We start from the raw sequence: 26,211 nt of genomic DNA, 5'->3' as shown, positions 1-26,211 counted from the left end.
GTACCCTTCTATATCATAATGGTAAACCCTTCAATTCACTTCAAACAAAAAAGAATCTATCAAACGATAGATTCCTTCTTTGCCACATGAGTAGATTGCCCTCTCGTAATCGAGAAGACCGCGCAAAGCAGTGCTAAAATCACAAAGCCTCCGCCTACCCATGCATTATATATAACCGACGATTGTTCAATAACAGCTCCGCCTACCGTTGAACCAAGTGCAATTCCTAAATGAAGCGCTGAGTTGTTTAAGCTTTGCTGAATACCAGCTGATTCCGGTGCAATTTCAATTAAATAATTTTGCTGCGCTGGTGAAATTGCCCAGCTTAACATACTCCAAAGCCCCATCATGATAATAAATAGCGGAAATGAAAATGTCATCATCGGTAAGATAAAGATGGCACATGCAAAGATGATAATAATGGAGATAATACTTTTCTTCGAGCCCCACTTATCTGCAAGCCAACCACCAAATCCGCCGCCGATTACTGCTGCAATGCCGAAAATAAAGTAAAATACGCTAATCCAGTTTGCTTCCACATGCATCACGTCTTTTAAAAAGGGTGTTAAATATGCGTACAGTGTTAAATGCCCTGTTAAAAATAAGAATGATGTTAACTGCGCACTCACAATCTTTTTATCTTTCAAAGTAGCAATTTGTTCTCTTATCGACAATACAGCTACTGGTGGAACTTTTGTTAAGAATAAAGAAATACTCGCAATTGCTATAACCGTTAATACCGAAATTAAAACAAATGGAGCCCGCCATCCGTATGCATTCCCAAGGACAAGACCGAGTGGTACACCAAGTACAAGCGACCCGCTAATCCCCATAAAAATAATTCCGATTGCACGCGCACGAAAATGCGGTGCCACCACACTAGAAGCTAACGTTACTGACAATGCGATAATCAACGACCCACTTGCTGCACAAATGACCCTTGAGAACATGAGCATCCCGTAATTCAAACTAAATGCTGAAATGATATTACCAATTAAAAAAATAGATAATGCCCTGATATATAATGTTTTACGCTCAATTTTCCCTGTCATCGCTAATAAAATTGGCCCTGAAAGAGCAAATACAACAGAGAATATTGTAATTAATTGCCCAGCTACACTAATAGATACGCCTAAATCATTTGCTACTAAATCCAGCGTACCCCCAATAATTAATTCAACCGTCCCGACTACGAATGCCGCAATAGCTAAAATATATACACGAAAATTCAAGTTTTTCCCCACACTTTCTCTCGTTCACTTTTGGTTACTACAATCATAGTAACCAAAATGACATTTGCAATCAAGTGTAAATTCTCCTGCACACACCCGGAAATTTTTTACAAACAAAAGAGCAGACATATCATATGCCCGCTCTTTTCACTATCCCTATTCTTTAAGACTGCGTTTCTTTTTTCTTATTTAAATACCAATAAACCGGAAGACCTGTAAATACCATTCCAATCGATAAGAAACAGCTTTTCCAATCATTAATAATCGCACTTCCAATTACGAATAGTGATCCTAAAATCGCCACGATTGGTACGATCGGGAATAGTGGTACACTGTATGCACGTTCTTTCCCTTCATTACGTTTTCGTAAAATAAAGACGCCGATAAATGTCATCACATAGAAAATATAAATAATAAATACGGAAATCTCGGAAAGCTTATTTGGATCACTCATAATCATTAAAATAATCCCTAATATAATTTCAAAAGTAATCGCATTTGCTGGTGTTTTAAATTTTTCATGTGCCTTTGCAATAAACTTAGAAAATGGAAGTTGTCCACGTTCCGCCATTGACATTGGAATACGCGGAAATGTTAAAATCTTTCCGTTTAAGCATCCAAAAATAGAAATGATAATACCGATACTAATGATTTTCCCGCCATATTCTCCAAGCAACATACTTGCTGCTGTCGCTGTCGCATTTTCACCAAGATCCACGATTTTCGCAGCTGGTAATACTTTCAGTAGAGCTAAGTTAATTAATACGTAAGCAACTGTTACAATTAAAATCCCCACTGTCATTGCCTTTGGTAATAACTTTGTTGGATTCTTCATTTCACCGCCAATAGAAGCAAGTAAAATCCAGCCATCGTAAGCAAATAAAGTTGCTAAAATTGCCATTCCAATACTTTGGTTTTCTGATAATGGTACAACTACATTAAAGATATCGCTATTCCCTTTCCAAAAACCTAACACAACAATTAATACAATTGGAATCATCTTTCCGAATGTCGTAATTGTTTGGACAATCCCCCCATACTTCGTTCCCATACTATTAACAACACCAAGGAACACAACTGTTCCAATTGCAATTGGTAAATTCCATACTTTATCTAAATAGAAAAAGTTAATCATTAAAGAGCTAAAATATAAACCTAATGTTCCAATAATAGCTGGGCCGTATACAATTGTTTGCATCCAGCCGGATAAATACCCCCAAAAGCTCCCATAAATCTCCTCTAAATACGTGTACAATCCACCGTTTTTCGGAATTTGCGCTCCAATTTCAGCTACAGTTAAACCGCTAGCTAGCGTTAACAAGCCACCTACTACCCAAGCGAGAATTGCCATATTCGAACTCCCTGAGTAATCTAATACGCTTCCTGGCTTCATAAATACACCAGACCCAATAATAGTCCCCACAACGATAGATAGTGCTACAGTTAAACCAATTTTGTTTTTCTCATCATGATGCATGCTGCGTATCCTCCTTCCAATTCTAGTGTGATGCAAAAATAAAATAAAAAAACACTCCTCCCTAAAAAAGGGACGAGTGTTGTATTCGTGGTTCCACCCTTGTTTCATCAGTAAAATAACATACTTCACCAATTCCTCAAGTCTAGATAACGGTGTTTGCCGGCAAGCAATTACTAATTGTTCGTTCACTGCTGCAGTTCAGAGGTGGTAATCTATTTTTCCGTATTAGGAAGCTCACAGCCAAAGACTTCCCTCTCTGAGAATCGTAAAAAATCGATCGTGTCCTCATCATCACTTCTTGATGTCGAATTTTGTAGTTAATGTTCATTATATTGAATTTTTCAAAAAAATCAAGAGTGTTTATATATATATATCATATGAACAATTTTTTTCTTAAAATTTTCTACAAGCTTCATAAACGCTCATTTCATAATTATTTTAAAACTTTTTTAATCCTAATATAATAATCCCCATCTATCTTCCTCGTATGGTGCCCTACTGCCCAATGCCGAATAAATTCTTTCTGGTATAGAAATCATTTGCATAATGAAAAAGGCCAAACTTCTCCAGTGGGAGAAGTTTGGCCTCAAATAAATCCTATACACAGTCTCTTTCATTTCACCATCCGAAAGACCGTTCTATTAAAAGTCTTCTTATCTTCTGTATTTTAATCAATTATTCGCTTGCTCCCATTAATCCTTGATTGGAAATTTAACGTTAAGCTCCGCTAATTGCTCTTTTGCCTTTTTCATGATAGCTTTCGCTTTTTCCTTTGTCGCATCATCAAGGTTTGCAAACATTTCTTCTCGTTTCCCTTTTTCAGGAAGCTTCACACCTAGTTCTACCAATTGCTCTTTTGCTTGTTCATGAGTTAATGTTCCTGCTTTTTTCTGCTCTATAATCGCTTTCGCTTTTTCTTTCGTCGCCTCATCAAGGTTAGCGAACATTTCTCCTCGTTTCCCTTTTTCAGGAAGTTTCACACCTAGTTCTGCTAATTGCTCTTTTGCTTGTTCATGAGTTAATGTTCCTGCTTTTTCTTTCTTCATAATCGCTTTCGCTTTTTCTTTCGCCTGATCATCCAGGTTAGCAAACATCTCTTCTCGTTTCCCTTTTTCAGGAAGCTTCACACCTAGCTCAGCCAATTTCTCTTTTACTTGTTCATGTGTTAATGTACCAGACTTTTTCTGCTCCATGATTGCTTTTACCTTTTCTTTTGCCTGATCATCCAGGTTAGCAAACATTTCTCCTCGTTTCCCTTTTTCAGGAAGTTTCACACCTAGTTCTGCTAATTGCTTTTTCGCCTCCTGCATGATCGTTTGCACTTTTTGTTTCGTTGCTTCATCCAAGTTTTGATACGAAGTCCCTTTCTTAGTTTGTTCTGTGGCTTGTGTAGAATTGTCTGTGCTAGCTGCAGCAAAAGCAGGGATACCTGCCCCTCCCATAATTCCTAGTGATAAAGCTCCTGCAGCTACTACATACCCAATTGTTTTCTTCTTCATATGAAAATTCCTCCTTCATTTCATATCAAATAACTTTCTAAAACTTGTACACCTTCGTATACAATTCACATAGTAAATTGGTTTTCTTAATTTTTCCTTAACCATTAGATAAACTTCAACAAATCAATAAAAGCCGCTCAATTGAGCGGCTTTCTTCTATGCATTTTGTAATTGTCCTTCTTCACGATCCATTACTTTTCTAAGCACAATTGTTTGTAGCATTGTAAATATGTTACCTGTAATCCAGTACAATACAAGTCCTGATGGTGCCGCAAATCCCATAAATAAAATCATTGCTGGCATCATGAACTGTTGCACTTTCAGCATTTGAACTTGCTCTCCAGGTGTCACATTTGACTGCATAACCTTCATTTGAATAAATGTTGCTAGCGCTGCAAGAATCGGTAAAATATGATATGGATCTGCATGTCCTAAGTTTACCCATAAAAATGAAGATGTACGAATCTCTTCAGTCCTGCTAATCGCATAATACAATGCTGAAAAAATCGGCATTTGTATTAGAAGTGGCAAGCAACCAGCCAAAGGATTCCAACCGCCTGTTTTCATTAGTTCTGACATTTCTTTTTGATATTGTTTTTGCTTTTCAATATCTTTGCTTACATTACCATGCTTTTCTTTCAACTTCTGAATCTGTGGCTGCATTTTTTTCATTTTCATTTGACTACGATATTGCGAAACAGCTAATGGAATCATTGCTGAACGAATCACAAGCGTAATGATAATAATTGCAATACCGAAGCTTCCGCCAGGTACATGATGAGCAACAAATTGAAGCATAAGCGAGATTGGATAAACAAAATAGTGATCCCAAACCCCCGTACTATGTGCATCAATTGGTGCCGTACTGCTACAACCAGATAAAACAAAAACAAGTAATAATGATAAACTAACGAGCACAGCTCGGTATGATTTTAACATGTTCATTCCTCCAATGTTTCGTAATTAGTTAGCGAAACATTGGTAAATATGGACCGACCTCATCACTCTCTCCGCTCGATTCTTGTCTGCGAACCGACCGAACCATTCCATATTTATAGAAGATGGAAAAAAGCGGAGTATTTCCTATATGTTCTTCACATATATCAACGAATGCGAAAGCTCTTTGTCTACCGCTTGATGTTTGTTGGCGTACAAAGCGAGAAACATTAGCGAGAAAATAGACTTCTAATAAACAGAATGCTGTCGTTACAAAAGTTATATATAGAATTGCATCTTGCAATAAAAATTCCATCGCTTCACATCCTTAATAAGCTCATTTTAGCACATTCTCCAAACGTTCTCTATTTCCTTTTATTTTCAAATAAATGTTTTGCATATTTTCTCACAAAAATGATACAGAAAACCATTGTATTCGTTTTCTTTAGTATATTCACACATATAACTGAATAGGTTTGATTTTTTAGAAATTTATAAAATTTTCTTATTATAATAAAACGGTTGCCAGTTTTTGAAAAAAGCATTATTCTCTTCTTGTAATCAAAAATGAATATGGAGATGAAACATACTATGGGTCAATTAGGAGACGCCGATTACGTTCCCGACACCGCCTTTTTATCCTTCCCAGCAGCTAGAACATTTCATTTAGAATTTGTAATACAATTGATTGTTATTTTTATAGCTTCCATTTTGTATGCTATTTCAATGAATATGTTTTTTATCCCGCATAATATGATTAGCGGTGGTTTCGCTGGAGTTGGGATGATTATCGGTTATTTAATGCATTATAATATCGGTGCACTTATCTTTTTACTAAATATCCCTCTTCTCATTTTAAGTCACTTTTACTTAGGAAAGAAGACAACCTTTTTAACAGCGTATTTCGTGGCTGTATCATCACTTGCCATGAACATTATCCCAGTACATCAAGTATCAGATGATATTTTACTTTCTTCTGTATTTGGTGGGGTCATCTGTGGTGCAGCCTCAGGGATTATATTCCGATTTGCTTCTTCAACAGGTGGTTTTGATGTTGTTGGATTGATTGTAGCGAAATATAAAGACATTTCGATTGGTGCTATTATTTTTGGCTTCAACTTAATCTTACTTGTTGTCGCTGGCTTTATTTTCGGATGGGATATTACACTGTACACATTAATTAGTCGTTTTGTTGTCAGCAAAGTAATTGATGCTGTACATACAAAACACATTAAATTAACGATAATGACAATTACAGAAAAAGGCGAGGAAATTAAAAGCGCACTACTGCATCACGGCATACGTGGTGTAACGATGGTAGACGCTGTCGGCGGCTATACCAACCATAAGAAAAAAATGATTTACACTGTCGTAACCCGTTACGAATTAGGAGAAATAAAGCGTATCATTCGTCATGTAGACAATCATGCGTTTATGAATATTACAGAAACCGTTGAAATCGTTGGACGTTTCAAACGTATATAAGAAGGCGCAAGGAATTCGAATTCCTTGCGCTTTTATTTTTACACTCATTTTAAAATCAGATAATTCTATTATTATTATTAAGCTAAATATGTTATAATACAATAAGACTCACAAAAAAGAATGTATAGACTTGGGAGTTTCTCTTACTTGTATAAGCAAAAAGAAACGAGAAATCGGGTATATCTCAAGTGCAAGTTTACGTAATAACGAATCATTTTCGCATCATACAAGAAATGGTTCAAAGTGACCAATTATCTTAATTATTCTTCATTACTCTAAAAAAGATACGTACAACTAAAATTTACTTCTATTACTATACCTACCTTTTTGACTTCCAAATCATCTTATTACATAAGGAGATGAACATATGAATCAACATATACGGTACATGGTAGCTGTCCTGTTTGCTCTTATCGGCGGCATGATTTGCTTCTGGACAAACATTCAGCTTGGAGAACATATCATTTTTAATGGAATCGAATCACTTGTAAGCGCTTCAATATTAGGCGGATACATTTTCTTCCTCTTTAATCCAGAAGAAAATGCTCAAAAAACAATGTTATTAACAATGATCGGAATCGTTGGAGGATGTATTTCCTTCTCAATGACGAATTACACATTACCATTACAATTAAGCTCAGCTTTCTTCCACGGTCTTTGGACTTGGTTTATCGCATTTTGCTTAGCAGATGTGTTTAACCTATTACAAGATCCTGAAGAAGAAAATGGTCGAGGGATCGAGAGCAACTCTTAATACAAAAGAGGCTGGAAGATGAATCTTCCAGCCTCTTTTTGCAATATATCGACCGTTCCACAAAATACGACAAGCCTTGATCCTCACCATTCACTATATCAAGCTATATAAAATTATATATAGGAAAGAGGATATCTTACTCAGTGTAAGATATCCCCTAGATTACGAGTTTCTTTTGCAAAAGCTGGAACCATTCTCGTTCTAATTGTAAATAACCGACTCCACTCTTTTCAGCATTCTTTAACTCACTTTCTGCCTTCTTCATATATGTATGAAAGGATTCCGCATCCTTCTCTAAATATTTTAAGATTGCATGTGTACGGTAATACCCATGCGGGTCCAATTTTGTTATAGCCTTCGCGTGCTGCTTCATATCTTGTAAAGAAACATCGTCCATATCATATAGCACTTTATATAACAAATACCAGCTATGAAAACCACCAACAAAATATTTATTTTCTTTTGTAACAGGTATTTGTAAAACCTGTTCTAGGCAAACGATCCCTGTTTCCATTCCTTCTCTATCACATCGCGAATAAAACGTGAGCATAAGATCACTCAGTACTTCTCTTACCTCTTCATCGCCCTTTATTTTTTCTTCACTTATTTCTACTAACTTTTCGTCCCAATCTTTTGGCCGCTTGAAGCTCCACAACTCGCTAGATACTTGAATACTATGTAAATGCTGCTGCGCCGTTTCATCACCTTTAATTAAGATTAAAAATTGTTTGCCATCACTAAGCATAATTCCCTTCATTGGAATCACTGTAGCTAAAAAGATTGCTAAATGTAATACAGAAAAATATAAAAGAAATTGGTAGTAGCTCACCATGTATACATAACCAGCTAACAAACCGCACACCAAACTTGTTATCGGTCCACCTAGCGTCATCCATGCCCATTTCTTTGAAAGATTTGGTGTATGTATAGACGGAGGTAACAACATAGCTACGCCTCCAAAATACAACCACAATTTATTTTCTCTTATCCGTATTTTCTCTCCCTCTTTTTGGATAGTAATAGGGCCTGCTACCATAAATTTAAACTTCAAACCATTTAGCAGACCAAAAATAACATGCCCAAGTTCATGAATTGCAAGAACAAGTACTCCAATAAGCAGTACTCCCCATATTTCCATAAACCCTTGCATTTTTTCTGGTCTGATCCATCCATATATAACTGAACAAACAAAAGCAATAACTATAGAAAAAGCTGGCCTTTTCAAAATATCCACCTTGTTTCTCCCCTCAGTAATCTTTAACATTAATAAATCATTTTCTTATGCATTTCATACATGTATTTCCCAATATGCAATACCCATACAAATGAAATCATACCAATAAAGAAGAAACCTTCTCCCGTCCAAAGCGTATAAATAATCGCAGCCAACCATACGCATACAAGAACAATATTTGTAGATTGATAAGCTCGATACCCTGCTTCATGAACGATGTGAGTTTGTCCTTCATCTGCATTTTTTGCCCACATCTCAAGTGATTGTGAATATGTTACGCTCTGTTCTGGATACAGTGCGTTGTATCGATTTTTCATAATAACGCCTAATAAGATAACGACAATGATCCCTACTGAAGATGCAATTACATTTCCAACTTCAAATAATGACATTGTATTTGTTATATAAGAGCGATAGCAAGATATGTATGCATAAACTCCCCAAGACGGTATAATGATTTCACTTGCACGTAAATAAATTAATTGTGCTCCTAACCGTCTACCTAGAATGCTTTCCTCTTCATCACGTAATTTATTTAAGAAACGTGTCGTTTTCCAAATTCGATACATAATCCCTACGGCAAATAAAATAAGCGCAATGATTACTAAATAACTAGGCGCAGGTACTATTCTTCGTCCGGGTACAAAAGCATCCGCTAATATAAAACCAACACCAAAACCACCCATCATAGCCATTAAAATCTTCAAAATCGTAAACAAATTCCCTTTCTTTTTACTTCTCATCGTCCTTTTCCCCCTCTACTAATGTAAATATCTCCTCCACCGGTACTTCAAAAACATGCGCAATCTTCAGCGACAAAACAATTGAAGGCGCATAATCTCCGCGCTCAATTAAGCTAATCGTCTGCCGTGATGAATCAATTACTTTCCCTAAATCACCCTGTGACATTCGATGCTTTGCTCGAAATTCTCTCACTCGATTTTGAAGCTTCATATTCGACCTCTTTTTCGTTTATTTAATTAAAATTGTAAATAATATCCTCATAGTTGTCAATTATCATTGTCATTTTGACATTAATGTATGTCAAAATGACTCTATAAAACAAACTTTTACATGAAACTTAAAAGGAAAATAAAAAAGGCAGTGCCTATCAGCACTACCTCTTCCAATTTCCGACATAGAATGGATTCCATATTAATTTGCACTTTGTACAAATACGCGTTTTAATTGTTTGCGGAAACGAACTCCTAACGTAATTGCTACAATAACAATCACTCCAAAGATAATTTTCCCAATGTGTTGTCCAAGTACTCCAAATATATCATGTAAGTTTCCACCTAACCAATAGCCACCGATTAAGAAGAAAGATACCCAGAATAGAGCACCAGAGTAAATCGTTATAGCAAAGCGACGGAATGGTAAATTAATAATGCCTGCAAAGTATCCAGTAAAATGGCGTACACCTGGAATAAAGAATCCGATAAAAATAAGGAAGTATCCATATTTATCAAACCACATTCTCGTTAAATCAATTTTTCTTTGCGTTAAAAACACATACTTCCCATACTTCTGTACGAACGGCATACCAAGTTTATTACCTAAAAAGTACTGAATTGTCATCCCAACACTCGTTCCAATACATGATAAGATAATTAAAAGTGGTAATTGTAAATCCCCTTGATGCGCCAAAAAACCCGCGTATGCTAGTGTTGGCTCTCCCGGAAACGGAAGCGCAATATACTCTAACAGCAACCCTACAAGTACTACATAGTAACCGTATTGCTGAAATAATTCATGAATCCATTCCATGTCGATCTCTCCTTTTCTCTCTTATCTACAGCATCTATCACGTTCAAACTGTTACTATTATTGTATAAAAAAATTGTCGAAATAACTATCACAATAGCTTACATTTAGATTACATTTTTGTAAGGGAAATACTAAAATACCCCATATTCATGCAAATTCTCCTAATATCTATTATATATTTTCAAATTTTTTCATTTCTCCTTTATTATATACAAAAAAATTGCGTTTTTCTCTCATTTTCGCGTAGTTAACTTTTAGAAATTCACTTATCCTTATTTTAGAAGATACGCGCAACTCTTCTCACATGTGATTTCTAAAAAAACACACAAAACTTGCGGAAAGAATTACATCTACTTTATATTGAAAATGTAAAAGAGATTGCTATAAACTAGAGTCATAGTCATTATCAAATGTTTTATATCCAAACTCACACACGATTGTGAGTGGCGGAATTTTGTAGAGTTTTCACTCTGTTTCGTTCGCCCGCTGTCCTGAATTGGACAGCGGGCGTTTTTTATTTGTCGAAGGAGGATTTTTTATGGAGAAATTTAAGTTTTCATTATTAGTTTTATTTGGCGCCTGCAGCTACGGCGTACTTTCTACAATTTTCAAACTTGGCTTTATGAACGGGTTTTCTGCACATGAGTTACTAGGTGGACAATATGTATTTGGTTGGGTGGGACTTTTATTGCTCGTTCTTTTCTTCTCGCGTCATAAAGTCTCGAAAAAACAAGCATTGACCTTATTAGCTGTCGGAACAACAATGAGCATGACCGGGATTTTCTACGCGATTTCTGTAGAAGAATTACCTGCTTCCATCGCTGTTGTTCTACTCTTTCAATTTACCTGGATTGGAGTAGTCATTGAAGCAGTCGCTAACAAGACATTACCAAGCCGCGAAAAGGTAATATCTATTATTATTTTATTTGCCGGAACATTATTTGCAGGCGGTGTGTTTGAAGGGCTTGGTCAAAACTTCTCTACAAAGGGTATTATCTTTGGACTATTAGCCGCTGTCTCTTTTTCCTTTTATGTCTTTGCAAGTGGCCGCGTTGCTACAAATGTACCACCCTATACAAAAAGCTTCCTTATGACAACAAGTGCTACACTTATTGTGTGTTTATTCTTTCCACCAACCTTTTTAATGGATGGTGCCTTGCAAGCTGGATTATGGAAGTACGCTTTCTTCCTTGGATTCTTCGGTGTTGTTGTACCGGTAATTTGCTTCTCCATCGGTGTACCAAAGGTCGGCATAGGATTGGGAACCATTTTAGGTGCTGCAGAACTACCAACAGCAATCATTGCTTCTATCACTCTTGTTCATGAAGTCGTATCACCGATGCAATGGCTCGGCATTGTTTGCATATTGCTTGGTATTTTTACACCACAAATTTTGACTGCACGGAAGGAGAAGAAAAAGAGCATAGAGCATAGCGCCTAAAAAAAGAGCACATCATGTGCTCTTTTTACTTTCATGCTCCATATAACCTTTCTACCTCTTTTTCAATTTGTTTTATATCAATTCTTTCAAATAAAGGCTGTACATGACTTATCCGCTCTGGCAATATATTTTCACATTTCCAGCCCGTATTCGTAATCGCTAGCATATTCCGTACCCTTTCACTTGAAAACGGTAAAAACGGCTCCAGTAACTGCGCAAAATTCACAATAAAATATACACAGGTGTAAATCGTCTCTTCGCAAGCAACAGGCTCTTCCTCCCTTTGCTTCCAAGGCGCCTGCTCATCAAAATATTTATTCGCAAAGCGTACCGTTTCAAAGATTGTTTCTACTGCTACTTTAAAATGAGCCTGCTCAATTGCATTTCCTACACTACGATATAATTCCTCTATTCTTTCTTTTAGCTCTAGATTTATATGCCCTTTTGGTACCGCACCGTCATAATATTTCTCAATAAACTTTAATGTACGATTTACAAAGTTCCCATATGCGCCTAGTAACTCACTGTTATGGCTATAAATAAATTCGCGCCAAGAAAAATCGGTGTCGCGATTTTCTGGTGCATTAATCGTTAAGAAATAACGAATCGAATCTGGATCATACCGCTCTAATATATCCGGTACCCATACTGCCCAGTTTTTACTTGTCGATAACTTTCGTTTCTCAACAGTTAAATATTCATTGGAAACGATATGACGTGGAATTGCCTTTTCTCCTATCCCAAGTAATACAGCTGGCCAAATAATAGAATGGAACGGGATATTATCCTTCCCATGAACATAGTACGTCTTCGCGCTGCTACTCCAGAACTCCCCATCATCTTCGCCCATTTCTTCAGCCCATCGTTTACTCGCTGAATAATAACCAGCAACAGCTTCAATCCACACATAAATTTTCTTATCCTCATATCCCTTAACTGGAATTGGCACTCCAATTGGTAAATCACGTGATACAGCCCGGTCCTGTAATCCTTCTTCTAAGTAACGCTCTGTTAATTGAATTGCATTATCACGCCATGCTCCTTCTCGTTTTGCAACTGCTACGGCATCTTTAATCTGCGGCTGAAATTTATGCAAGGCAAAATAGAAATGCTCCGTTTCCTTAACTGCTGGCGTATTTCCACACAGCTTACATTTCTTTTCTAATAAATCGAGTGGATCTAAAATAGCTGAGCATGCATCACATTGATCCCCACGTGCTGGTTCATGGCAATGTGGACACCCCCCCTCCACATAGCGATCCGGTAAAAATTGTGTACACGTTTCGCAATATGCTTGCTCAACTGTCTTTTTATAAATAAATCCTTCTTCTAACAAACGTAAGAAAATCTTCTGTACCGTTTCATGATGATGCTGTGCATCTGTACGCGTATAACAATCATACGTAAAACCAAGCTCCTTAAAACATCGCTCAAATTCCTCATGATAATAGTCTGCAATTTCTTTTGCAGTAACCCCTTCTTGTTTTGCCCGAATAGCAATCGGAGTTCCATTACAATCGCTTCCTGATACGTAAAGAACATTTTCACCTTTCGTTCTATAATAGCGAGCTAAAATATCCCCAGGTAATAAACCCGCAACATGCCCAAGATGTAAAGAACCATTCGCATACGGCCAAGCTCCACCAATAAAAGTACTCATCATCTATTCCTCCTTTTAAATATAAAAAGCCCCACCCCTATCTTCTAAAAAGATAAGGGCGGGGCTGTATAAACAGTCGCGGTACCACCTTATTTCGTCAGCTATTCACACAACTGACCTCGTCAAGTACGGAGCAATATTACGCTCTTATACTGTGGTTTTGATAACGAGAACCAACTCTCGTCGCCGCCTACTATTATCATCTGATAAGTTCAGGACGCAGCTCAAAGGCCATTGTTCAAATGAACATTCTTGCTTCTTCTCAGCTCCCGAAGCTCTCTGGAAAGAATGGTTTCATTCTACTTTTCCTTTTCAATGCTTTTCATATATAACACGTATTTTACGATTAAAATACAGAAAAATCAAACTTTTTATAAAAGAAAACAGGAAATAAATAATCCCTTCCGAATATATACATGTTTAAAGAAAGGAGCGATCTCATTGAATCAAAAACAATTAAGCACAATTAATAAGCAAAGTTGGAACGCTGCTGCCTATGAGGCGTGGACCAATCGGCACGGTACACCCAAGGAATATGCAAAGAAATTATTACAAGATCCAGCCCATGAAGTATCCTATTACTTACCTTACATAGAGAATATACAGGAAAAACGCATCATAAATTTACTTGGTTCGAAAGGAAATAAAGCTGTGGCATTCGCATTATTAGGTGCTGACGTAACAGTTGTAGATATTTCTGAAAGCAATGCCAAATATGCAAATGAGCTAGCGGATGCTGCAGGAACCTCTATTACATATATTGTTTCTGATGTACTAGACATTTCTCCTTCCAAAACATTCGATGTTGTTTTATTGGAGCTAGGTGTACTCCACTATTTTTTAGATCTTCAGCCACTCTTTAAATTAATCACTGGGCTGCTAAAAGACGGTGGCACTTTCATACTTCGGGATTATCATCCTCTCTATACAAAGTTAGTAGCGATAGATCATGAAATGTTCCAGGCAAACGGGAATTATTTTTATGAAGAGATTATTGAAGATAACGTTGCTTATAGCAGTCTACTGGATAAAACGCAGCGAGACCTACTACCAAAAACGAAGATTCGTCGCTGGACGTTAGGAGAAATTATTACAGAGATTGCTAAAGCAAACTTACGAATTGAAGAACTTATTGAGGAGCGTGGTCCACACCAGCGCTGGGTCTTCCCTTCCTCTGCTCCAGAAGGTATTGAAAATAGAGTCCCTGGACTTTACACATTAATTGCTACAACATAACACAAAAAAGGATCCCTTCACGGATAGGATCCTTTTTGCATGCTTAACGTATATAAGTTGAGGTTGGAGATTACCATAATTCTGTAGAATAGGACACAAGGTATTTCAACATTTTGTCTCTGACTTACGCAGTCAAAAGGGGAATGACCAACATAACGAAGAGCAATGTTCAGTTGATACTGATAATCGTTATCAACTAATTAGAAGTATACATGATGTATCCTAAAAAGACAATAGGAATCTCACATTTTTTATTAGCTAGCTTCTTAAAGCTTTCGGTACATATACACAATATGGCTCGCTCTCTAAATAATCACCGGTTATCGCATATGCTCTTGAGCGAGAACCACCACACACATAACGGTATTCACACTTCCCACATTTTCCTTTATAGCTATCTGGATTACGTAATGCTTGAAAAATTGGAGAATCACGATAAATATCTCGTAAACGCTTTTCTCTCACATTCCCAGCTTGAATCGGTAGTAGCCCGCTTGGATATACATCACCAATATGCGAAATGAAAACAAAGCCGTTACCGTCATTGACTCCTTTTGGCGCTCGTCCTAAACCATCAATTTTTCCAGTTAACCCATTTTGCAGCGCATCTTCATAACACATTCTTTGCTTGCTTTTACCTTCCTTATTCTTTTGCTGTATCACAACGCGGCGATAATGCTGAGCAGCTGTCGTCTTTATATCAAATGAAGCCCTTTTTCCTATTTCATATAATTTACGAAATACAAGTTCATGTTCTACTGGTGAAATCATATCCTCTACACTTCCTCTTCCGATTGGAACAAGGAAAAATACACTCCATAGCACACCACCTAACTTTTCAACAAGCGCTGCCATCTCCTCTACTTCATGAATATTATACTTAGAAATGGTTGTATTAATTTGAACGGGAATCTGTAACTCATTTAAGTATTGAATCGCATCCATCGTAAGCTGAAAAGACCCTGCCACACCGCGAAAACGATCATGTGTCTCAGCTGTAGCACCATCGATACTAAAGGCCCAGCGTGCAAGTCCAACCCCTTTTGCTTTTTGTATTGCCCCTTTCGTCACATTTGGAGTCGCACTAGGCGTCATCGAAACGCGTAGTCCTTTTTGCACTGCATAATTTGCTAGCTCATAAATATCTTCTCTCATAAGCGGGTCCCCGCCTGAAAAAACTAGCATCGGCTGATTCATTTCATATATTTCATCAATTAATCTCTTCCCCTCAAGAAAAGTTAATTCTCTCGGATCTCTCCTATACTGCGCTTCAGCCCGGCAATGCAGACATTTTAATTCACAAGCTCGTGTAACTTCCCATATCACGATAAAAGGATTTTCATCATAGTTCATTTTCAATCTTTCTCCTTCCTACATACTTATAATCAGTATAGGAAAGATTCTAAAAAAACACTGTGAGCTATTTCACTGCATCTTTATCTTATTTCCTTTATAATGAGAATGGATATCATTAATATTAGGAGTGTTGTGCATGTCGCAAGCGTTCGAAGAAAAATTATATGCCAATTTAGAGGCTGTTATCGATCCTGAATTAGGTGTAGATATTATCAATCTTGGTTTAGTATATGATGTGACAGCAGATGAAAATAATAATGCTGTTGTAACAATGACGATGACTTCGATCGGTTGTCCAATGGCTGGGCAGATCGTATCAGATGTCAAAAAAGTATTATCGACAAATGTACCCGAAGTAAATGAAATAGAGGTCAATGTGGTTTGGAATCCACCTTGGTCAAAAGAGCGTATGTCACGTATGGCAAAAATCGCTCTCGGTATTCGCGATTAAATAACAAAGAAAGACCTGACATTATCGATGTCAGGTCTTTTTTCATCTTATTTCACACCAACTGCGTCATAAGCTTTCGTTACAGCTTGTACTTCTTTAGAGTTTTGACCATATAAGTCTGTCGCAGATTGAAGTGCAGCTTGGCGCATCATTTTAAAGTTAGAGTTTGCAGTTAAATATTTTGTAAGAGCGCGGTAGTAAATTTTTTCTGTTGCTTCACGGCCTACGCCATTTACTTTCACACCATAATGTGTGCCACCTTCAGATACTAAATATGCGGCTTTGTTATTAATACTACTGTTAATATGCACGCCGCCATTATCAGCTTTTCCAGTGTAGCGTTTGCTGTAATGATCTGGGTAACCTTCACCAGGTTTTAATGGGTTCGGAATAGATGCTGGATCTTTCAGAGAACGAAGCGCATCCCCTTCAACACCAGGTGTATAAATATCAGCACCTAAATCCCAGCTTTTCTTCTCAACCATTACACCCATAATATCAGATAATGATTCATTTAATGCTCCTGGCTCATCTTTGTAAACAAGATTCGCCGTATGCTCTGTTACAGCATGTGTTAGCTCATGTCCAATAACGTCTAAACCTGCAGATAATGGAATGAATGTTTTTCCATCCCCATCTCCATACATCATTTGTACACCGTTCCAAGCTGCGTTATTCCACCCTTCACCTACGTGAACAGTAGAAATCAGCCTCGCACCTTTATTATCGAAAGAATTACGGTTAAATGTCTTTTTATAATAATCGTATACTTTTCCTGCATTTACATGTGCGTCAACAGCCGCTTTATCTTCAAAGAATTTTGATTTACTTTCTACTTCTTCACCTGTATATCCAAGCCATTGTGAGAAGAGATTAAACCAGTTCTCATCCATATTTTGTGCATCAAACGTATGAACACCATTTCCACGTTTTCCATCAAACAAGTTAAATGCTCCTGTTTTTTCATCTTGAGCAATTTCAAATGATTGCTTGTTTCCTAGAACGCCATAGCCAAAACCAGTAATATGGTCGATTGCATTATATTTCTCAATCACATTTCCATTTGTTGCATCAACAAAGTAATGCCAGTATCCTGGTGCTGGTTTTGAAATAGACGCTTTAACAAGGTATGCAAGATAGTATTGTCCATCTTTTTCATACACATATAAATCTTTTTTCACACCATCATATTTATCTACTTTGCCAATTTCTTTCTCAATATCAGCCTTTGCAACTTCTACCGCCTTCTCATCAGTAATGCTAGCTGCAGCTGGAATATTTTTATCTTCTAAATTCGGGATAACTTGCCCGAAGAACGCCTTTACGTTATTGTCTTTATCAAGCGTAACTGTTTGATCTGATCCATATACAGGAACATTATTATGTTTCTCAACTAACTTCACATGTGTTGTACCCGAGTCAGCGTCCTTTTCTTCCCCTACAATATTAAAATGTTTGTCAATATTTCCTGCTAATTTAAACATATCTTTCTTGCTCTCTAAATACTGAAATACTGTTTCCTTTTTATCTAATCCTTGCGGTGCTTTCCATTCCTCACCTATGTAAGCCGGTGTTTTAAATTCTTGGTGATACTGAATTTGTTGCTCTGCCGCTTGTGTTTTTGTTGCTCCGAATGCCCCAAAACCTCCAACGATAACGGATAAAGCTAATGCTGATGAAACGACTTGCTTTTTCAATCTAACACTCCCCATTCCCCAAAAATTTTTGACACTCTTATACATTTCGAGAAAAGGAAAATATCTCCTACCAAAAAATATTGAGAAACTTTTTTACAATTCCATCCAAAAATCCCTATTTTAAATTCGCAAAACATTCCCATTATATTACACTTAAAAATATCTACATATAAAAAATAAAGATAAAATTGCATAGCCTTCTTAACTAGAATCATACTTTATCTTTGAAAGGTGGTGATATAATGTTACCGCAAATTATTATGTATTCCTTCTGTCCGATAACCTTAGTAGCGACTTTCCTCCTTTTCATAAAACTACAGCAAAAAGCAATCGTATATTTTCTACCTACTATCGTTTCAGCAATATTAGGCGTTCTCTGCTATGCTCAGTTTTTATTCACTAACGGGTTAAATGAATTTGTTCTCGCCATTTTCTTTATAGTTACAGCATTAACAAATCTATTTTTCATTCTAATCTTAAAAGTATTCAAGATGTTTCGTATGAGGAATTAAGAAAAGCACAAAAAGAAATAGCGCATTATTTTCACTGCGCTATTTCTTTTTTATTCATAGTGTCTCTTATTGCTTTTTCATCTCAATCGCTAAATAATGTGAGTGCTCTTTTGCTTGAATACGAATATCTTCTTCAACTACTTCTGCTGCATCGCGCATTACAAGTGTCTCACCATTTACAACACCGCTTCCTTCAATTTGCACAAGATAAACTTGACGATCTTCGCTAACAGGGAAAGTGATTTCTTTTCCTATTTCTAAAGATAGTGAATATAAATTTGCGTCTTGATGAATTTCAATTGGTGCACCACCATCAATTGGAGATACCATATGGAACCAATTGTTTTCACGTTTATTCCAATCAAACTTGAACTCACCGTAGTTTGGTGTGTGCCCTGCGCGGTCTGGTAAAATCCAAATTTGTAATAGGCGTAATGTCTCATTCCCTAAATTATGTTCACTATGAAAAACACCTGTACCAGCGCTCATATATTGTACATGCCCACGCTCAATTGTACCGCGGTTCCCCATGCTATCTTGATGTGTTAATGCACCATCTACAACGTAAGAAATAATCTCCATATCACGGTGCGGATGCATATCAAATCCTGTTTGCGCTGCTACTAAATCATCATTAATAACGCGAAGCGCCCCAAATCTCATATTATCTGGATTATAATAATCTGCGAATGAAAAATGAAAATGTGTATTTAACCAACCGTGATTTGCTCTTCCCATATTTTTATGATCAACTTTTTTAAACATATCCTTCACCTCATATTATCTCGAATTCGAGATATTTATTTAAAATTTTTTATTGTAACTTTCGAAGTAATTCTAGTAGTTGTTTTTGTTCATTACGATTTAACTTATCAAATTGTTCTGCTTGAAACGTCTCTTGCGGTGGAACAACATCTTCATACAAAACTCTGCCCTTTTCAGTTAACGAAAGGTATTTCGTAGTACCTTCCTGTTCTCGCTTAATCCAATCAAGCTGCTCCATTTTATTTAAAAGCTGCGTGATGTTCCCTTTTGTAACAAATAGCTTTCGCCCGAGTTCTTGCTGTGTTAATCGATCGTGCCCACCAATTTGGGCTAGAACATCAAACTGGGCAGCAGATAAACTCCATTCTTTCAAATGTTGATTTGTCTCACGAATGCTTCTGTTATAAAAGCGTGATAAACGAAACCATAACAATAATCCTAATCTTTCTTCTGTTTTCATTCCATCACCTCGCTTACTTGATGTCTTTAGTTTAGAACTAAACTTTAAAAATGTCAATTACTTTATTTTAGTAAGTGATAAACAAAAGCATAGTGAATTTCTCTCACTATGCCTTAGTTTAAGTTTCTTCTTATATATTCATTCATTTTACGTTCTGCAAATGCTCGGGCATCCTTTTCAATCCCACGTGCTTCATACGCTTCTTTTCCAATGTATAATACATTTTTCTCATGTTGCATTGAATGCCTGAATTCATGTAGTAATGTTTTGAGCACTTGCTCATACTGTTCCCACATACAAACAAAAATCATTTGTCTTTCTTTATGATAAAAACCGCTTAAAGGAAATAAAAATTCTTCTTCCTCTTCTCCTAAGTTTGCAAGCACATTATTTGTATCACACGTATCGCAAAAAATAACTGGAATTTCGCGTTTCTCAATAAGTGAAAATATATCATTTTTCACCCGCTGAATATCCCACGGAAACTCTGAGTCCAGCACATACCAATTTCCAGCTTGCTGATATACGTTTTGAAACTGGAGTTCCATTGCCCTCCATTCTCCTTTCTATATTCCCTTTTTCTATATGTATGCCACCATATAGGAAAAATAAACACATATTGCAATACAACATTACATCTATATAAATCCATTTTGATTTTTCAACATATAAGTCGCTGCTTTGAAGAACAAAAGGTGACCCCTACTTGTTTTCTCTCTTTGTTTTTACTTGGCATGGGGCAGGAAAAGGATCTGACCGCTTCTATGCATGGCTAGATGCTCTCTCCCACCTAAAAAGAACGGTTTTATCTCGTTTTTCAATTTGTATTTATATAGTTCAAAAATAATGTTTGTAAATGGTTGATTTATACCAATTACTAGATTATAATAATTATAAATTAATAAAAGATATAATAACTCAAAAGGAGATTGATCATATGAACACACAAGTAATCGAAGTATTAAACAAACAGGTAGCAGACTGGAACGTATTATTTACAAAATTACACAATTTCCATTGGTATGTAAAAGGACCTCAATTCTTTACATTACATGAGAAATTCGAACAATTTTACACAGAAGCAGCTGGACACATCGATGAAATTGCAGAACGCATTTTAGCAATTGGTGGCAAACCAGTAGCGACAATGAAAGAATACTTAGAACGATCTTCTGTTCAAGAAGCGGCTTACGGAGAGACTGCAGAAGGGATGGTCGAAGCAATTATGAAAGACTACCAAATGATGCTAGGCGAACTGAAAAAAGGTATGGAAATCGCGCAGGATGCTGACGACGAAACGACATCTGACTTACTACTTGGCATCTACACAGAACTAGAAAAACACGCTTGGATGCTACGTGCGTTCTTGAATCAATAATCATATTAAAAGCGCAAGCGGCTCGCTTAGAACAGGAGGGCGTTGGAACTCCTGATTCAGAGGCGCTTTTTGCCTCAGATAAAGGAGTGAAACGACCGACTGTTCTAGCCGCTGGAGCTGGATACTATTAAAAGCGCAAGCGGCTCGGTCAATAAATCCCCTCAATTCACTTGAGGGGATTTATTATTATATCGATATATCTCAACCGTTTTTATGTTAAAATATAGAAAATAGCCATCTAATAGTTACGTCTAGACAATACTTTTCCAAATTCATCATTTAGGTACTATCACTATCAAATGACGGGAGTGGTTCAGTTGAAAGACTATTTGATTCGAGTATTTTTCGCTTCATTAGCTGTTGGAATTACTTTCATGATAGCCAATATTTTAAGCATAAACGTAGATGTAGGAAGCTACCCTTTCCTTATCTGTATCGCGATACTTGGTGGTTGGGGTGGCTGGCATTTATATAAGAAATCTATGAAAGGCAAATCTAAAGGCATTCCGAAATGAACGGAATGCCTCTTTTTATTCACCTTATTATGATAACTGCTTCCACTTATTCCCCATAACAGGTCTCTTATAGTTTTTCATGTGGAGCAATAATTCTTCTGCATTATCCGCCGAAACAATTAACTCTTTATTCGATGGATTCATAAACCCTTCTTCTGCCGTGCGATCGATCATTTGCAAAATTGGACTATAAAAATCTTTAATATTTAATAATCCAACTGGCTTGTCATGAATTCCAATTTGTGACCAACATACAACCTCAAATAACTCTTCAAATGTTCCGTAGCCACCTGGTAACGCAATAAATGCATCCGCAAGCTCTCCCATTTTTGCTTTGCGCTCATGCATTGTTTCTACTTCAATTAGTTCTGTTAATCCTTTATGAACAATCTCTCCGCGAAATAAACCACGAGGCATAACACCAGTGACACGTCCGCCTAAGCGCAACACTTCATTGGCTACTTCCCCCATTAAACCAACACATGAACCGCCGTATACTAGTTCACAATTATTTTGGACAAGCACTTCTCCAAGCTTAATTGCTTGCTCTTTAAATTCAGGTCTTTCTCCTAAATTAGAACCTGCAAACACACAAATCTTTCTCATACCTACACCCCGAAACTATATATTGTTATGATACAATGAATATTGTACAACATATTGAGGGGATGGGAAAGAATTGAATATTGCCGAATTTCAGAGATGGGTTGAGGAATTTTACGAAAAACGAAGCTGGTCACAATATAACTCTTTTATTCGCTTGAATTTCTTAACAGAAGAAGTAGGAGAAGTTTCACGAGTTGTACGCGCCATTGAAATTGGACGCGATCGCCCAGATGAACAAGTAAAACAAGTGGAAGAATTGAAAATTGAATTAAAAGAAGAACTTGGAGATGTACTTGCAAACCTCATTATCCTTTCTCAAAAATATGATTTAGACTTACAAGATATTATGGAGGCACATGTCGAGAAGCTTTCTAATCGTTTCGAAAACAAATGAGAATATTTATCAATTATGATATAATGGTTCCGACAACATACAAAGGAGAGAATTTATGTTATCTACTAAATTACACGATGCGCTTAACGACCAAATGAATTTTGAATTTTACTCTGCCCATGTTTACATGGCAATGGCTGCTTACTGCACAGCAGAAAGCTATGATGGATTTGCAAACTTTTTCCTTGTACAAGCAGAAGAAGAGCGTTTCCACGCAATGAAACTTTACAATTACATTAATGACCGCGGAGAGCGCGCCATTATTACTGGATTCGAAAACCCTAACAATGAATATGAATCGGTTTTAAGCTCATTTGAGATCGCACTTGAGCATGAGCGTGAAGTAACAAAGCGTATTTACAACTTATCCGATATCGCTTGGGATGAGCGTGAGCACGCGACAATTACATTCTTAAAATGGTTCGTTGACGAACAGGTTGAAGAAGAAGCTTCTTTCGACAGCATCATCCAAAAACTAAAACGTATTACAAGCGACTCTAACGCTCTATTTATGTTAGATGCGGAATTGGAAAAACGTACGTTTACTCCTCCTGCTGAGTAATATCCTTATCACCTTAATGAATTCGTTAAGGTGATTTTTTTCTCCTTTAAATCACTTTTCACCTTAACATCGGATTAAAATCAGCTTAAATCTTCGCTCATTCTACATAGGACTACTATTATAAATGGTATTATTTTCAATATAGAGTACAAACGGGAAGGAGAACATCTCTATGAAACAACGTGTAGAAGCAATCGATGCCGTTCGTGGTTTTGCTTTATTCGGTATTTTACTTGTTAACATGACATTAATTCAATTTGGAATGTTTAGCGGTGAACAGCCTACTTATGTATTCGGAAAAGTTGATGAAGGTGCCAATTGGTTTATTCAATTTTTTGGCACCCACAATTTCATTTCCCTATTTTCTTTTCTATTTGGGATTAGTATTACTTTGCTGCAAAACAGTATCATAAAAAAAGAAAAACGTTTCTTTCCGGTTTATATCCGCCGCCTTAGTATTTTACTCATCCTCGGATATCTCCATGGTACTTTTATTTGGGATGGGGATATTTTATTCGGTTATGGAATTATAGGAATCTTATTAATGATGTTTATAAATCGAAAGCCCAAAACATTGATCATTTGGGCATCCATCATACTAGTACTAACTATGCTGATGTCTTATCCCTTTGAACCAAGTACCAATATGTCCGATGACTTTGCACCTTATATCGCAAAAGAACAACAGGTTCATGAAACTGGTAGCTATATAGAACATGTAAGCTTCCGCCTTAATGAAGATCCTTTTAAGTATATTGGGATCACTGGCTTTTTCGGAACATTTTTCATAACACTTTTCGCACTGATTTTCATGACTCCACTATTCCTACTAGGAATGTATGTTGGAAAAAAAGGCTGGCTGTTTGAAATAGATAAACATTTACCTTCCCTCAAAAAAATCTGGTTCATCAGCGGTATTTTTTCTTTCACAGTAAAAATCTTAGAACTATTAACAAAACAACCTCTTCTCATTATGTTAAAAGACAGTGTTACACCGCTTAGCATGGCCATTTTTTACGGAAGCTCTATCATTTTATTATTTCGTTACAAAAAAGCATCACGTTTATTAGAATATATGGCTAACATGGGAAAAATGTCAGTTAGTAACTATTTAGCGCAATCCATCATTGCTACCACCATTTTTTATGCGTATGGACTTGGTTTATATGGGAAAATCGGCTACTTCTTTGGCATTGTCTTAACAATTGTAATTTACGTCATCCAATTATATGCTAGCACCTGTTGGTTAAAAAGGTATCGCATAGGGCCAGTTGAATACGTATGGCGTCTTGGCACATATTTAAAAAGGCCTGCTTTTAAACGTAAGTTAAACAAAGTAAGTTAAACAAAAAAAGCAATGAGCTCACGCGCCCATTGCTTTCCTTATTTTTAAAGCATAACCCCAACGATAACCGCTGATAATATACTTACTAACGTTGCACCATACACAAGCTTTAATCCGAAAGAAGATACAACGTTCGCTTGTTTTCCATCGATACTCTTTGTTGCACCTGCGATAATCCCAATAGATGAGAAGTTTGCAAATGATACAAGGAAGATTGATAAAATACCTACTGTACGAGCTGATAAATCGCCAGCTACTTTTCCTAAATCAAGCATCGCAACAAATTCGTTTGTTACTAATTTGGTTGCCATAATTTGTCCTGCTTGTAGCATCTCTGATGTTGGGATACCCATAACAAATGCTAATGGTGAGAACACATATCCTAAAATGCTTTGGAACGTAATGCCGAAAATAGAATCAAATACACCATTAATTGCTGTAATTAATGCTACGAATCCAATTAACATTGCTGCTACTGTTACTGCAATAGAGAATCCAAGCATAATGTATTCGCCTAACATTTCGAAGAACGTTTGCTTCTTATCTTCTTGTAATTCTAAAATATCTTCTTCTTCACTAATGTCATACGGATTAATGATATGAACGATAATGAATCCACTGAATAAGTTTAATACAAGTGCTGTTACTACATATTTTGGATCAATCATTTTCATATAAGAACCGACAATTGACATCGATACCGTTGACATAGAAGATGCACAAAGTGTATATAAACGATTTTTTGGTAATTTACTTAATTGATCTTTTACTGTGATAAATACTTCACCTTGACCAACGATTGCCGCTGCTACTGCATTATAGGATTCTAATTTTCCTAGACCATTTATTTTACTTAATACGAAACCGACTGCACGAATAATAATCGGTAAAATTTTAAGATGTTGCAGAATACCAATCAATACCGCTAAGAAAATAATTGGTAGTAATACTGTTAAGAAGAACGGTGCTTGTCCATCATTCGCTAAACCACCAAATACGAAGTTAACCCCAGCTTCTGCGTATTTTAAAATGGCGCCAAAGCCATCTGAAATTCCTTTTACTAATACAAATCCAATCTTTGTATTTAATAAGAAGTAAGCCAATGCTAATTGAATAACAAGCATAATTGCAATTGGTTTATACTTAATTTTCTTACGATCTGAACTTACAAGGAAACCTAGTACAAATACAACAAGTAAACCGACTAGAAACATCACTAGTTTCATATGTGAATCCTCCACTTTCCATGAGTTATTGGTCGTCCAACGAATGACGTCTGACCATCGATGTTAAAAAAATAGAACCCCTAAATACTATTTACTTTACAATGTATCCTAAAACCAGTAAGCGTTTACATAAATTATAATTTACAATTAGTGGTCTTCTTACCTACTTGATTTAAAGTATGAAACTGATACCACCCACAAACAAATTGTAAGCGTTATC

General features: G+C 36.5%; 28 protein-coding genes and 2 other annotated features. Of the genes, 11 read left to right on the top strand and 17 right to left on the bottom strand.

What is annotated here, in order from left to right; all coding sequences use genetic code 11:
• Window positions 1–59: 59 nt before the first annotated feature.
• From MHH71_RS18475 to MHH71_RS18455, 5 genes are all read right to left on the bottom strand, one after another.
• A complete protein-coding gene (locus MHH71_RS18475) occupies window positions 60–1,232 on the bottom strand; it encodes an MFS transporter (RefSeq protein WP_029427618.1) in 1,173 nt (390 codons plus the stop codon).
• A 163-nt stretch (window positions 1,233–1,395) separates the two neighbouring features.
• The gene (locus tag MHH71_RS18470; RefSeq protein ID WP_003209004.1) at window positions 1,396–2,709 is read right to left on the bottom strand and encodes an APC family permease; all 1,314 of its coding nucleotides are present in this window, start codon (window positions 2,707–2,709) and stop codon (window positions 1,396–1,398) included.
• Window positions 2,710–2,774: 65 nt separating this feature from the next.
• Window positions 2,775–3,010 (bottom strand) — a binding site (T-box leader).
• A gap of 391 nt (window positions 3,011–3,401) precedes the next feature.
• A complete protein-coding gene (locus MHH71_RS18465) occupies window positions 3,402–4,208 on the bottom strand; it encodes a hypothetical protein (RefSeq protein ID WP_006096485.1) in 807 nt (268 codons plus the stop codon).
• Between the two features lie 156 nt (window positions 4,209–4,364).
• Window positions 4,365–5,147, bottom strand: a complete 783-nt coding sequence (locus tag MHH71_RS18460) for a membrane protein insertase YidC (protein ID WP_006096484.1) — start codon at window positions 5,145–5,147, stop codon at window positions 4,365–4,367.
• 28 nt (window positions 5,148–5,175) lie between these two features.
• On the bottom strand, window positions 5,176–5,460 hold the full coding sequence (locus MHH71_RS18455) for a hypothetical protein (RefSeq protein WP_018782757.1): 285 nt from the start codon (window positions 5,458–5,460) through the stop codon (window positions 5,176–5,178).
• 275 nt (window positions 5,461–5,735) lie between these two features.
• Here MHH71_RS18455 and MHH71_RS18450 point away from each other — a divergent pair, with 275 nt between their 5' ends.
• Both MHH71_RS18450 and MHH71_RS18445 read left to right on the top strand, forming a co-directional pair.
• A complete protein-coding gene (locus MHH71_RS18450) occupies window positions 5,736–6,629 on the top strand; it encodes a YitT family protein (protein WP_018765048.1) in 894 nt (297 codons plus the stop codon).
• 367 nt (window positions 6,630–6,996) lie between these two features.
• Window positions 6,997–7,383, top strand: a complete 387-nt coding sequence (locus MHH71_RS18445; RefSeq protein WP_018765049.1) for a DUF3938 domain-containing protein — start codon at window positions 6,997–6,999, stop codon at window positions 7,381–7,383.
• Window positions 7,384–7,540: 157 nt separating this feature from the next.
• Here the strand turns inward: MHH71_RS18445 and MHH71_RS18440 are convergent, their stop codons facing one another.
• The 4 genes from MHH71_RS18440 to MHH71_RS18425 all read right to left on the bottom strand — a co-directional run bounded on the left by MHH71_RS18440 (window position 7,541) and on the right by MHH71_RS18425 (window position 10,387).
• On the bottom strand, window positions 7,541–8,647 hold the full coding sequence (locus MHH71_RS18440; RefSeq protein WP_006096480.1) for a M50 family metallopeptidase: 1,107 nt from the start codon (window positions 8,645–8,647) through the stop codon (window positions 7,541–7,543).
• Window positions 8,647–9,360 carry a DUF3169 family protein gene (locus MHH71_RS18435; protein WP_033799223.1) on the bottom strand — a complete coding sequence of 238 codons (714 nt, stop codon included), beginning with the start codon at window positions 9,358–9,360 and terminating at the stop codon, window positions 8,647–8,649. Before MHH71_RS18435 ends, MHH71_RS18440 begins: the two co-directional genes overlap by 1 nt.
• Window positions 9,350–9,571, bottom strand: a complete 222-nt coding sequence (locus MHH71_RS18430) for a helix-turn-helix transcriptional regulator (RefSeq protein WP_006096477.1) — start codon at window positions 9,569–9,571, stop codon at window positions 9,350–9,352. Before MHH71_RS18430 ends, MHH71_RS18435 begins: the two co-directional genes overlap by 11 nt.
• 201 nt (window positions 9,572–9,772) lie before the next feature.
• Window positions 9,773–10,387 (bottom strand): DedA family protein, encoded by a 615-nt coding sequence (locus MHH71_RS18425; RefSeq protein WP_003201786.1) that lies wholly within the window; start codon window positions 10,385–10,387, stop codon window positions 9,773–9,775.
• A gap of 538 nt (window positions 10,388–10,925) precedes the next feature.
• Here MHH71_RS18425 and MHH71_RS18420 point away from each other — a divergent pair.
• Window positions 10,926–11,828 (top strand): EamA family transporter, encoded by a 903-nt coding sequence (locus MHH71_RS18420; protein ID WP_006096476.1) that lies wholly within the window; start codon window positions 10,926–10,928, stop codon window positions 11,826–11,828.
• 31 nt (window positions 11,829–11,859) lie between these two features.
• Here MHH71_RS18420 and metG read toward each other — a convergent pair whose 3' ends face one another.
• Complete coding sequence (gene metG, locus MHH71_RS18415) at window positions 11,860–13,488, bottom strand: methionine--tRNA ligase (protein WP_033799222.1); 1,629 nt, start codon at window positions 13,486–13,488, stop codon at window positions 11,860–11,862.
• A gap of 51 nt (window positions 13,489–13,539) precedes the next feature.
• Window positions 13,540–13,813 (bottom strand) — a binding site (T-box leader).
• 116 nt (window positions 13,814–13,929) lie between these two features.
• On the opposite strand from metG, the gene MHH71_RS18410 reads away from it, so the two are divergent.
• Window positions 13,930–14,724: a class I SAM-dependent methyltransferase gene (locus MHH71_RS18410; protein WP_006096473.1), complete on the top strand. Its 795-nt coding sequence runs from the start codon at window positions 13,930–13,932 to the stop codon at window positions 14,722–14,724.
• 258 nt (window positions 14,725–14,982) lie between these two features.
• On the opposite strand, the gene MHH71_RS18405 is transcribed toward MHH71_RS18410, so the two are convergent.
• Complete coding sequence (locus tag MHH71_RS18405) at window positions 14,983–16,077, bottom strand: TIGR04053 family radical SAM/SPASM domain-containing protein (RefSeq protein WP_006096472.1); 1,095 nt, start codon at window positions 16,075–16,077, stop codon at window positions 14,983–14,985.
• A 139-nt stretch (window positions 16,078–16,216) separates the two neighbouring features.
• On the opposite strand from MHH71_RS18405, the gene MHH71_RS18400 reads away from it, so the two are divergent.
• Window positions 16,217–16,531 carry a metal-sulfur cluster assembly factor gene (locus tag MHH71_RS18400; protein ID WP_006096471.1) on the top strand — a complete coding sequence of 105 codons (315 nt, stop codon included), beginning with the start codon at window positions 16,217–16,219 and terminating at the stop codon, window positions 16,529–16,531.
• Between the two features lie 47 nt (window positions 16,532–16,578).
• On the opposite strand, the gene MHH71_RS18395 is transcribed toward MHH71_RS18400, so the two are convergent.
• The 4 genes from MHH71_RS18395 to MHH71_RS18380 form a co-directional block, all read right to left on the bottom strand.
• The gene (locus MHH71_RS18395; RefSeq protein WP_042511553.1) at window positions 16,579–18,228 is read right to left on the bottom strand and encodes a M4 family metallopeptidase; all 1,650 of its coding nucleotides are present in this window, start codon (window positions 18,226–18,228) and stop codon (window positions 16,579–16,581) included.
• A 578-nt stretch (window positions 18,229–18,806) separates the two neighbouring features.
• On the bottom strand, window positions 18,807–19,505 hold the full coding sequence (locus MHH71_RS18390; protein ID WP_033799221.1) for a pirin family protein: 699 nt from the start codon (window positions 19,503–19,505) through the stop codon (window positions 18,807–18,809).
• 49 nt (window positions 19,506–19,554) lie between these two features.
• The gene (locus MHH71_RS18385; protein ID WP_003201765.1) at window positions 19,555–19,965 is read right to left on the bottom strand and encodes a MarR family winged helix-turn-helix transcriptional regulator; all 411 of its coding nucleotides are present in this window, start codon (window positions 19,963–19,965) and stop codon (window positions 19,555–19,557) included.
• Between the two features lie 113 nt (window positions 19,966–20,078).
• Entirely contained in the window at window positions 20,079–20,513 is a 435-nt protein-coding gene (locus MHH71_RS18380) for a DUF3920 family protein (protein WP_006096468.1), read from the bottom strand.
• 389 nt (window positions 20,514–20,902) lie between these two features.
• Between MHH71_RS18380 and MHH71_RS18375 the strand changes: the two genes are divergently transcribed.
• From MHH71_RS18375 to MHH71_RS18365, 3 genes are all read left to right on the top strand, one after another.
• Window positions 20,903–21,343, top strand: a complete 441-nt coding sequence (locus MHH71_RS18375; protein ID WP_033799220.1) for a Dps family protein — start codon at window positions 20,903–20,905, stop codon at window positions 21,341–21,343.
• Window positions 21,313–21,474, top strand: a complete 162-nt coding sequence (locus tag MHH71_RS18370; protein WP_080740092.1) for an NADH dehydrogenase — start codon at window positions 21,313–21,315, stop codon at window positions 21,472–21,474. The genes MHH71_RS18375 and MHH71_RS18370 overlap by 31 nt, the downstream gene beginning before the upstream one ends.
• A 186-nt stretch (window positions 21,475–21,660) precedes the next feature.
• Window positions 21,661–21,858 carry a hypothetical protein gene (locus tag MHH71_RS18365; protein WP_033799219.1) on the top strand — a complete coding sequence of 66 codons (198 nt, stop codon included), beginning with the start codon at window positions 21,661–21,663 and terminating at the stop codon, window positions 21,856–21,858.
• Between the two features lie 27 nt (window positions 21,859–21,885).
• Here MHH71_RS18365 and MHH71_RS18360 read toward each other — a convergent pair whose 3' ends face one another.
• Window positions 21,886–22,464 carry an LOG family protein gene (locus MHH71_RS18360; RefSeq protein ID WP_018782746.1) on the bottom strand — a complete coding sequence of 193 codons (579 nt, stop codon included), beginning with the start codon at window positions 22,462–22,464 and terminating at the stop codon, window positions 21,886–21,888.
• A 73-nt stretch (window positions 22,465–22,537) separates the two neighbouring features.
• Here MHH71_RS18360 and MHH71_RS18355 point away from each other — a divergent pair, with 73 nt between their 5' ends.
• From MHH71_RS18355 to MHH71_RS18345, 3 genes are all read left to right on the top strand, one after another.
• On the top strand, window positions 22,538–22,858 hold the full coding sequence (locus MHH71_RS18355) for a MazG nucleotide pyrophosphohydrolase domain-containing protein (RefSeq protein ID WP_016112448.1): 321 nt from the start codon (window positions 22,538–22,540) through the stop codon (window positions 22,856–22,858).
• A gap of 55 nt (window positions 22,859–22,913) precedes the next feature.
• Window positions 22,914–23,420, top strand: a complete 507-nt coding sequence (locus tag MHH71_RS18350) for a ferritin (protein WP_006096464.1) — start codon at window positions 22,914–22,916, stop codon at window positions 23,418–23,420.
• Between the two features lie 172 nt (window positions 23,421–23,592).
• Window positions 23,593–24,765, top strand: a complete 1,173-nt coding sequence (locus tag MHH71_RS18345) for a DUF418 domain-containing protein (RefSeq protein WP_078211834.1) — start codon at window positions 23,593–23,595, stop codon at window positions 24,763–24,765.
• 44 nt (window positions 24,766–24,809) lie between these two features.
• On the opposite strand, the gene MHH71_RS18340 is transcribed toward MHH71_RS18345, so the two are convergent.
• Window positions 24,810–25,991 (bottom strand): NupC/NupG family nucleoside CNT transporter, encoded by a 1,182-nt coding sequence (locus MHH71_RS18340; protein ID WP_018765065.1) that lies wholly within the window; start codon window positions 25,989–25,991, stop codon window positions 24,810–24,812.
• Window positions 25,992–26,211: the final 220 nt, after the last annotated feature.

This window comes from Bacillus sp. FSL H8-0534, assembly GCF_038005885.1.
In the GTDB taxonomy this organism is placed as follows: Bacteria; Bacillota; Bacilli; order Bacillales; family Bacillaceae_G; genus Bacillus_A; species Bacillus_A pseudomycoides.
Note: the sequence above shows the minus strand (reverse complement) of the source record. Positions and strands in the feature narration are given on the sequence as shown.

Coding starts and splice junctions, on each gene's coding strand:
- MHH71_RS18470 (WP_003209004.1), bottom strand. CDS start 2,709: ATGCATCATGATGAGAAAAACAAAATTGGTTTAACTGTAGCACTATCT.
- MHH71_RS18455 (WP_018782757.1), bottom strand. CDS start 5,460: ATGGAATTTTTATTGCAAGATGCAATTCTATATATAACTTTTGTAACG.
- MHH71_RS18400 (WP_006096471.1), top strand. CDS start 16,217: ATGTCGCAAGCGTTCGAAGAAAAATTATATGCCAATTTAGAGGCTGTT.
- MHH71_RS18405 (WP_006096472.1), bottom strand. CDS start 16,077: ATGAACTATGATGAAAATCCTTTTATCGTGATATGGGAAGTTACACGA.
- MHH71_RS18445 (WP_018765049.1), top strand. CDS start 6,997: ATGAATCAACATATACGGTACATGGTAGCTGTCCTGTTTGCTCTTATC.
- MHH71_RS18345 (WP_078211834.1), top strand. CDS start 23,593: ATGAAACAACGTGTAGAAGCAATCGATGCCGTTCGTGGTTTTGCTTTA.
- MHH71_RS18385 (WP_003201765.1), bottom strand. CDS start 19,965: ATGAAAACAGAAGAAAGATTAGGATTATTGTTATGGTTTCGTTTATCA.
- MHH71_RS18425 (WP_003201786.1), bottom strand. CDS start 10,387: ATGGAATGGATTCATGAATTATTTCAGCAATACGGTTACTATGTAGTA.
- MHH71_RS18360 (WP_018782746.1), bottom strand. CDS start 22,464: ATGAGAAAGATTTGTGTGTTTGCAGGTTCTAATTTAGGAGAAAGACCT.
- MHH71_RS18450 (WP_018765048.1), top strand. CDS start 5,736: ATGGGTCAATTAGGAGACGCCGATTACGTTCCCGACACCGCCTTTTTA.
- MHH71_RS18390 (WP_033799221.1), bottom strand. CDS start 19,505: ATGTTTAAAAAAGTTGATCATAAAAATATGGGAAGAGCAAATCACGGT.
- MHH71_RS18375 (WP_033799220.1), top strand. CDS start 20,903: ATGAACACACAAGTAATCGAAGTATTAAACAAACAGGTAGCAGACTGG.
- MHH71_RS18460 (WP_006096484.1), bottom strand. CDS start 5,147: ATGTTAAAATCATACCGAGCTGTGCTCGTTAGTTTATCATTATTACTT.
- MHH71_RS18350 (WP_006096464.1), top strand. CDS start 22,914: ATGTTATCTACTAAATTACACGATGCGCTTAACGACCAAATGAATTTT.
- MHH71_RS18340 (WP_018765065.1), bottom strand. CDS start 25,991: ATGAAACTAGTGATGTTTCTAGTCGGTTTACTTGTTGTATTTGTACTA.
- metG (WP_033799222.1), bottom strand. CDS start 13,488: ATGAGTACTTTTATTGGTGGAGCTTGGCCGTATGCGAATGGTTCTTTA.
- MHH71_RS18440 (WP_006096480.1), bottom strand. CDS start 8,647: ATGTTAAAGATTACTGAGGGGAGAAACAAGGTGGATATTTTGAAAAGG.
- MHH71_RS18420 (WP_006096476.1), top strand. CDS start 10,926: ATGGAGAAATTTAAGTTTTCATTATTAGTTTTATTTGGCGCCTGCAGC.
- MHH71_RS18380 (WP_006096468.1), bottom strand. CDS start 20,513: ATGGAACTCCAGTTTCAAAACGTATATCAGCAAGCTGGAAATTGGTAT.
- MHH71_RS18430 (WP_006096477.1), bottom strand. CDS start 9,571: ATGAAGCTTCAAAATCGAGTGAGAGAATTTCGAGCAAAGCATCGAATG.
- MHH71_RS18465 (WP_006096485.1), bottom strand. CDS start 4,208: ATGAAGAAGAAAACAATTGGGTATGTAGTAGCTGCAGGAGCTTTATCA.
- MHH71_RS18435 (WP_033799223.1), bottom strand. CDS start 9,360: ATGAGAAGTAAAAAGAAAGGGAATTTGTTTACGATTTTGAAGATTTTA.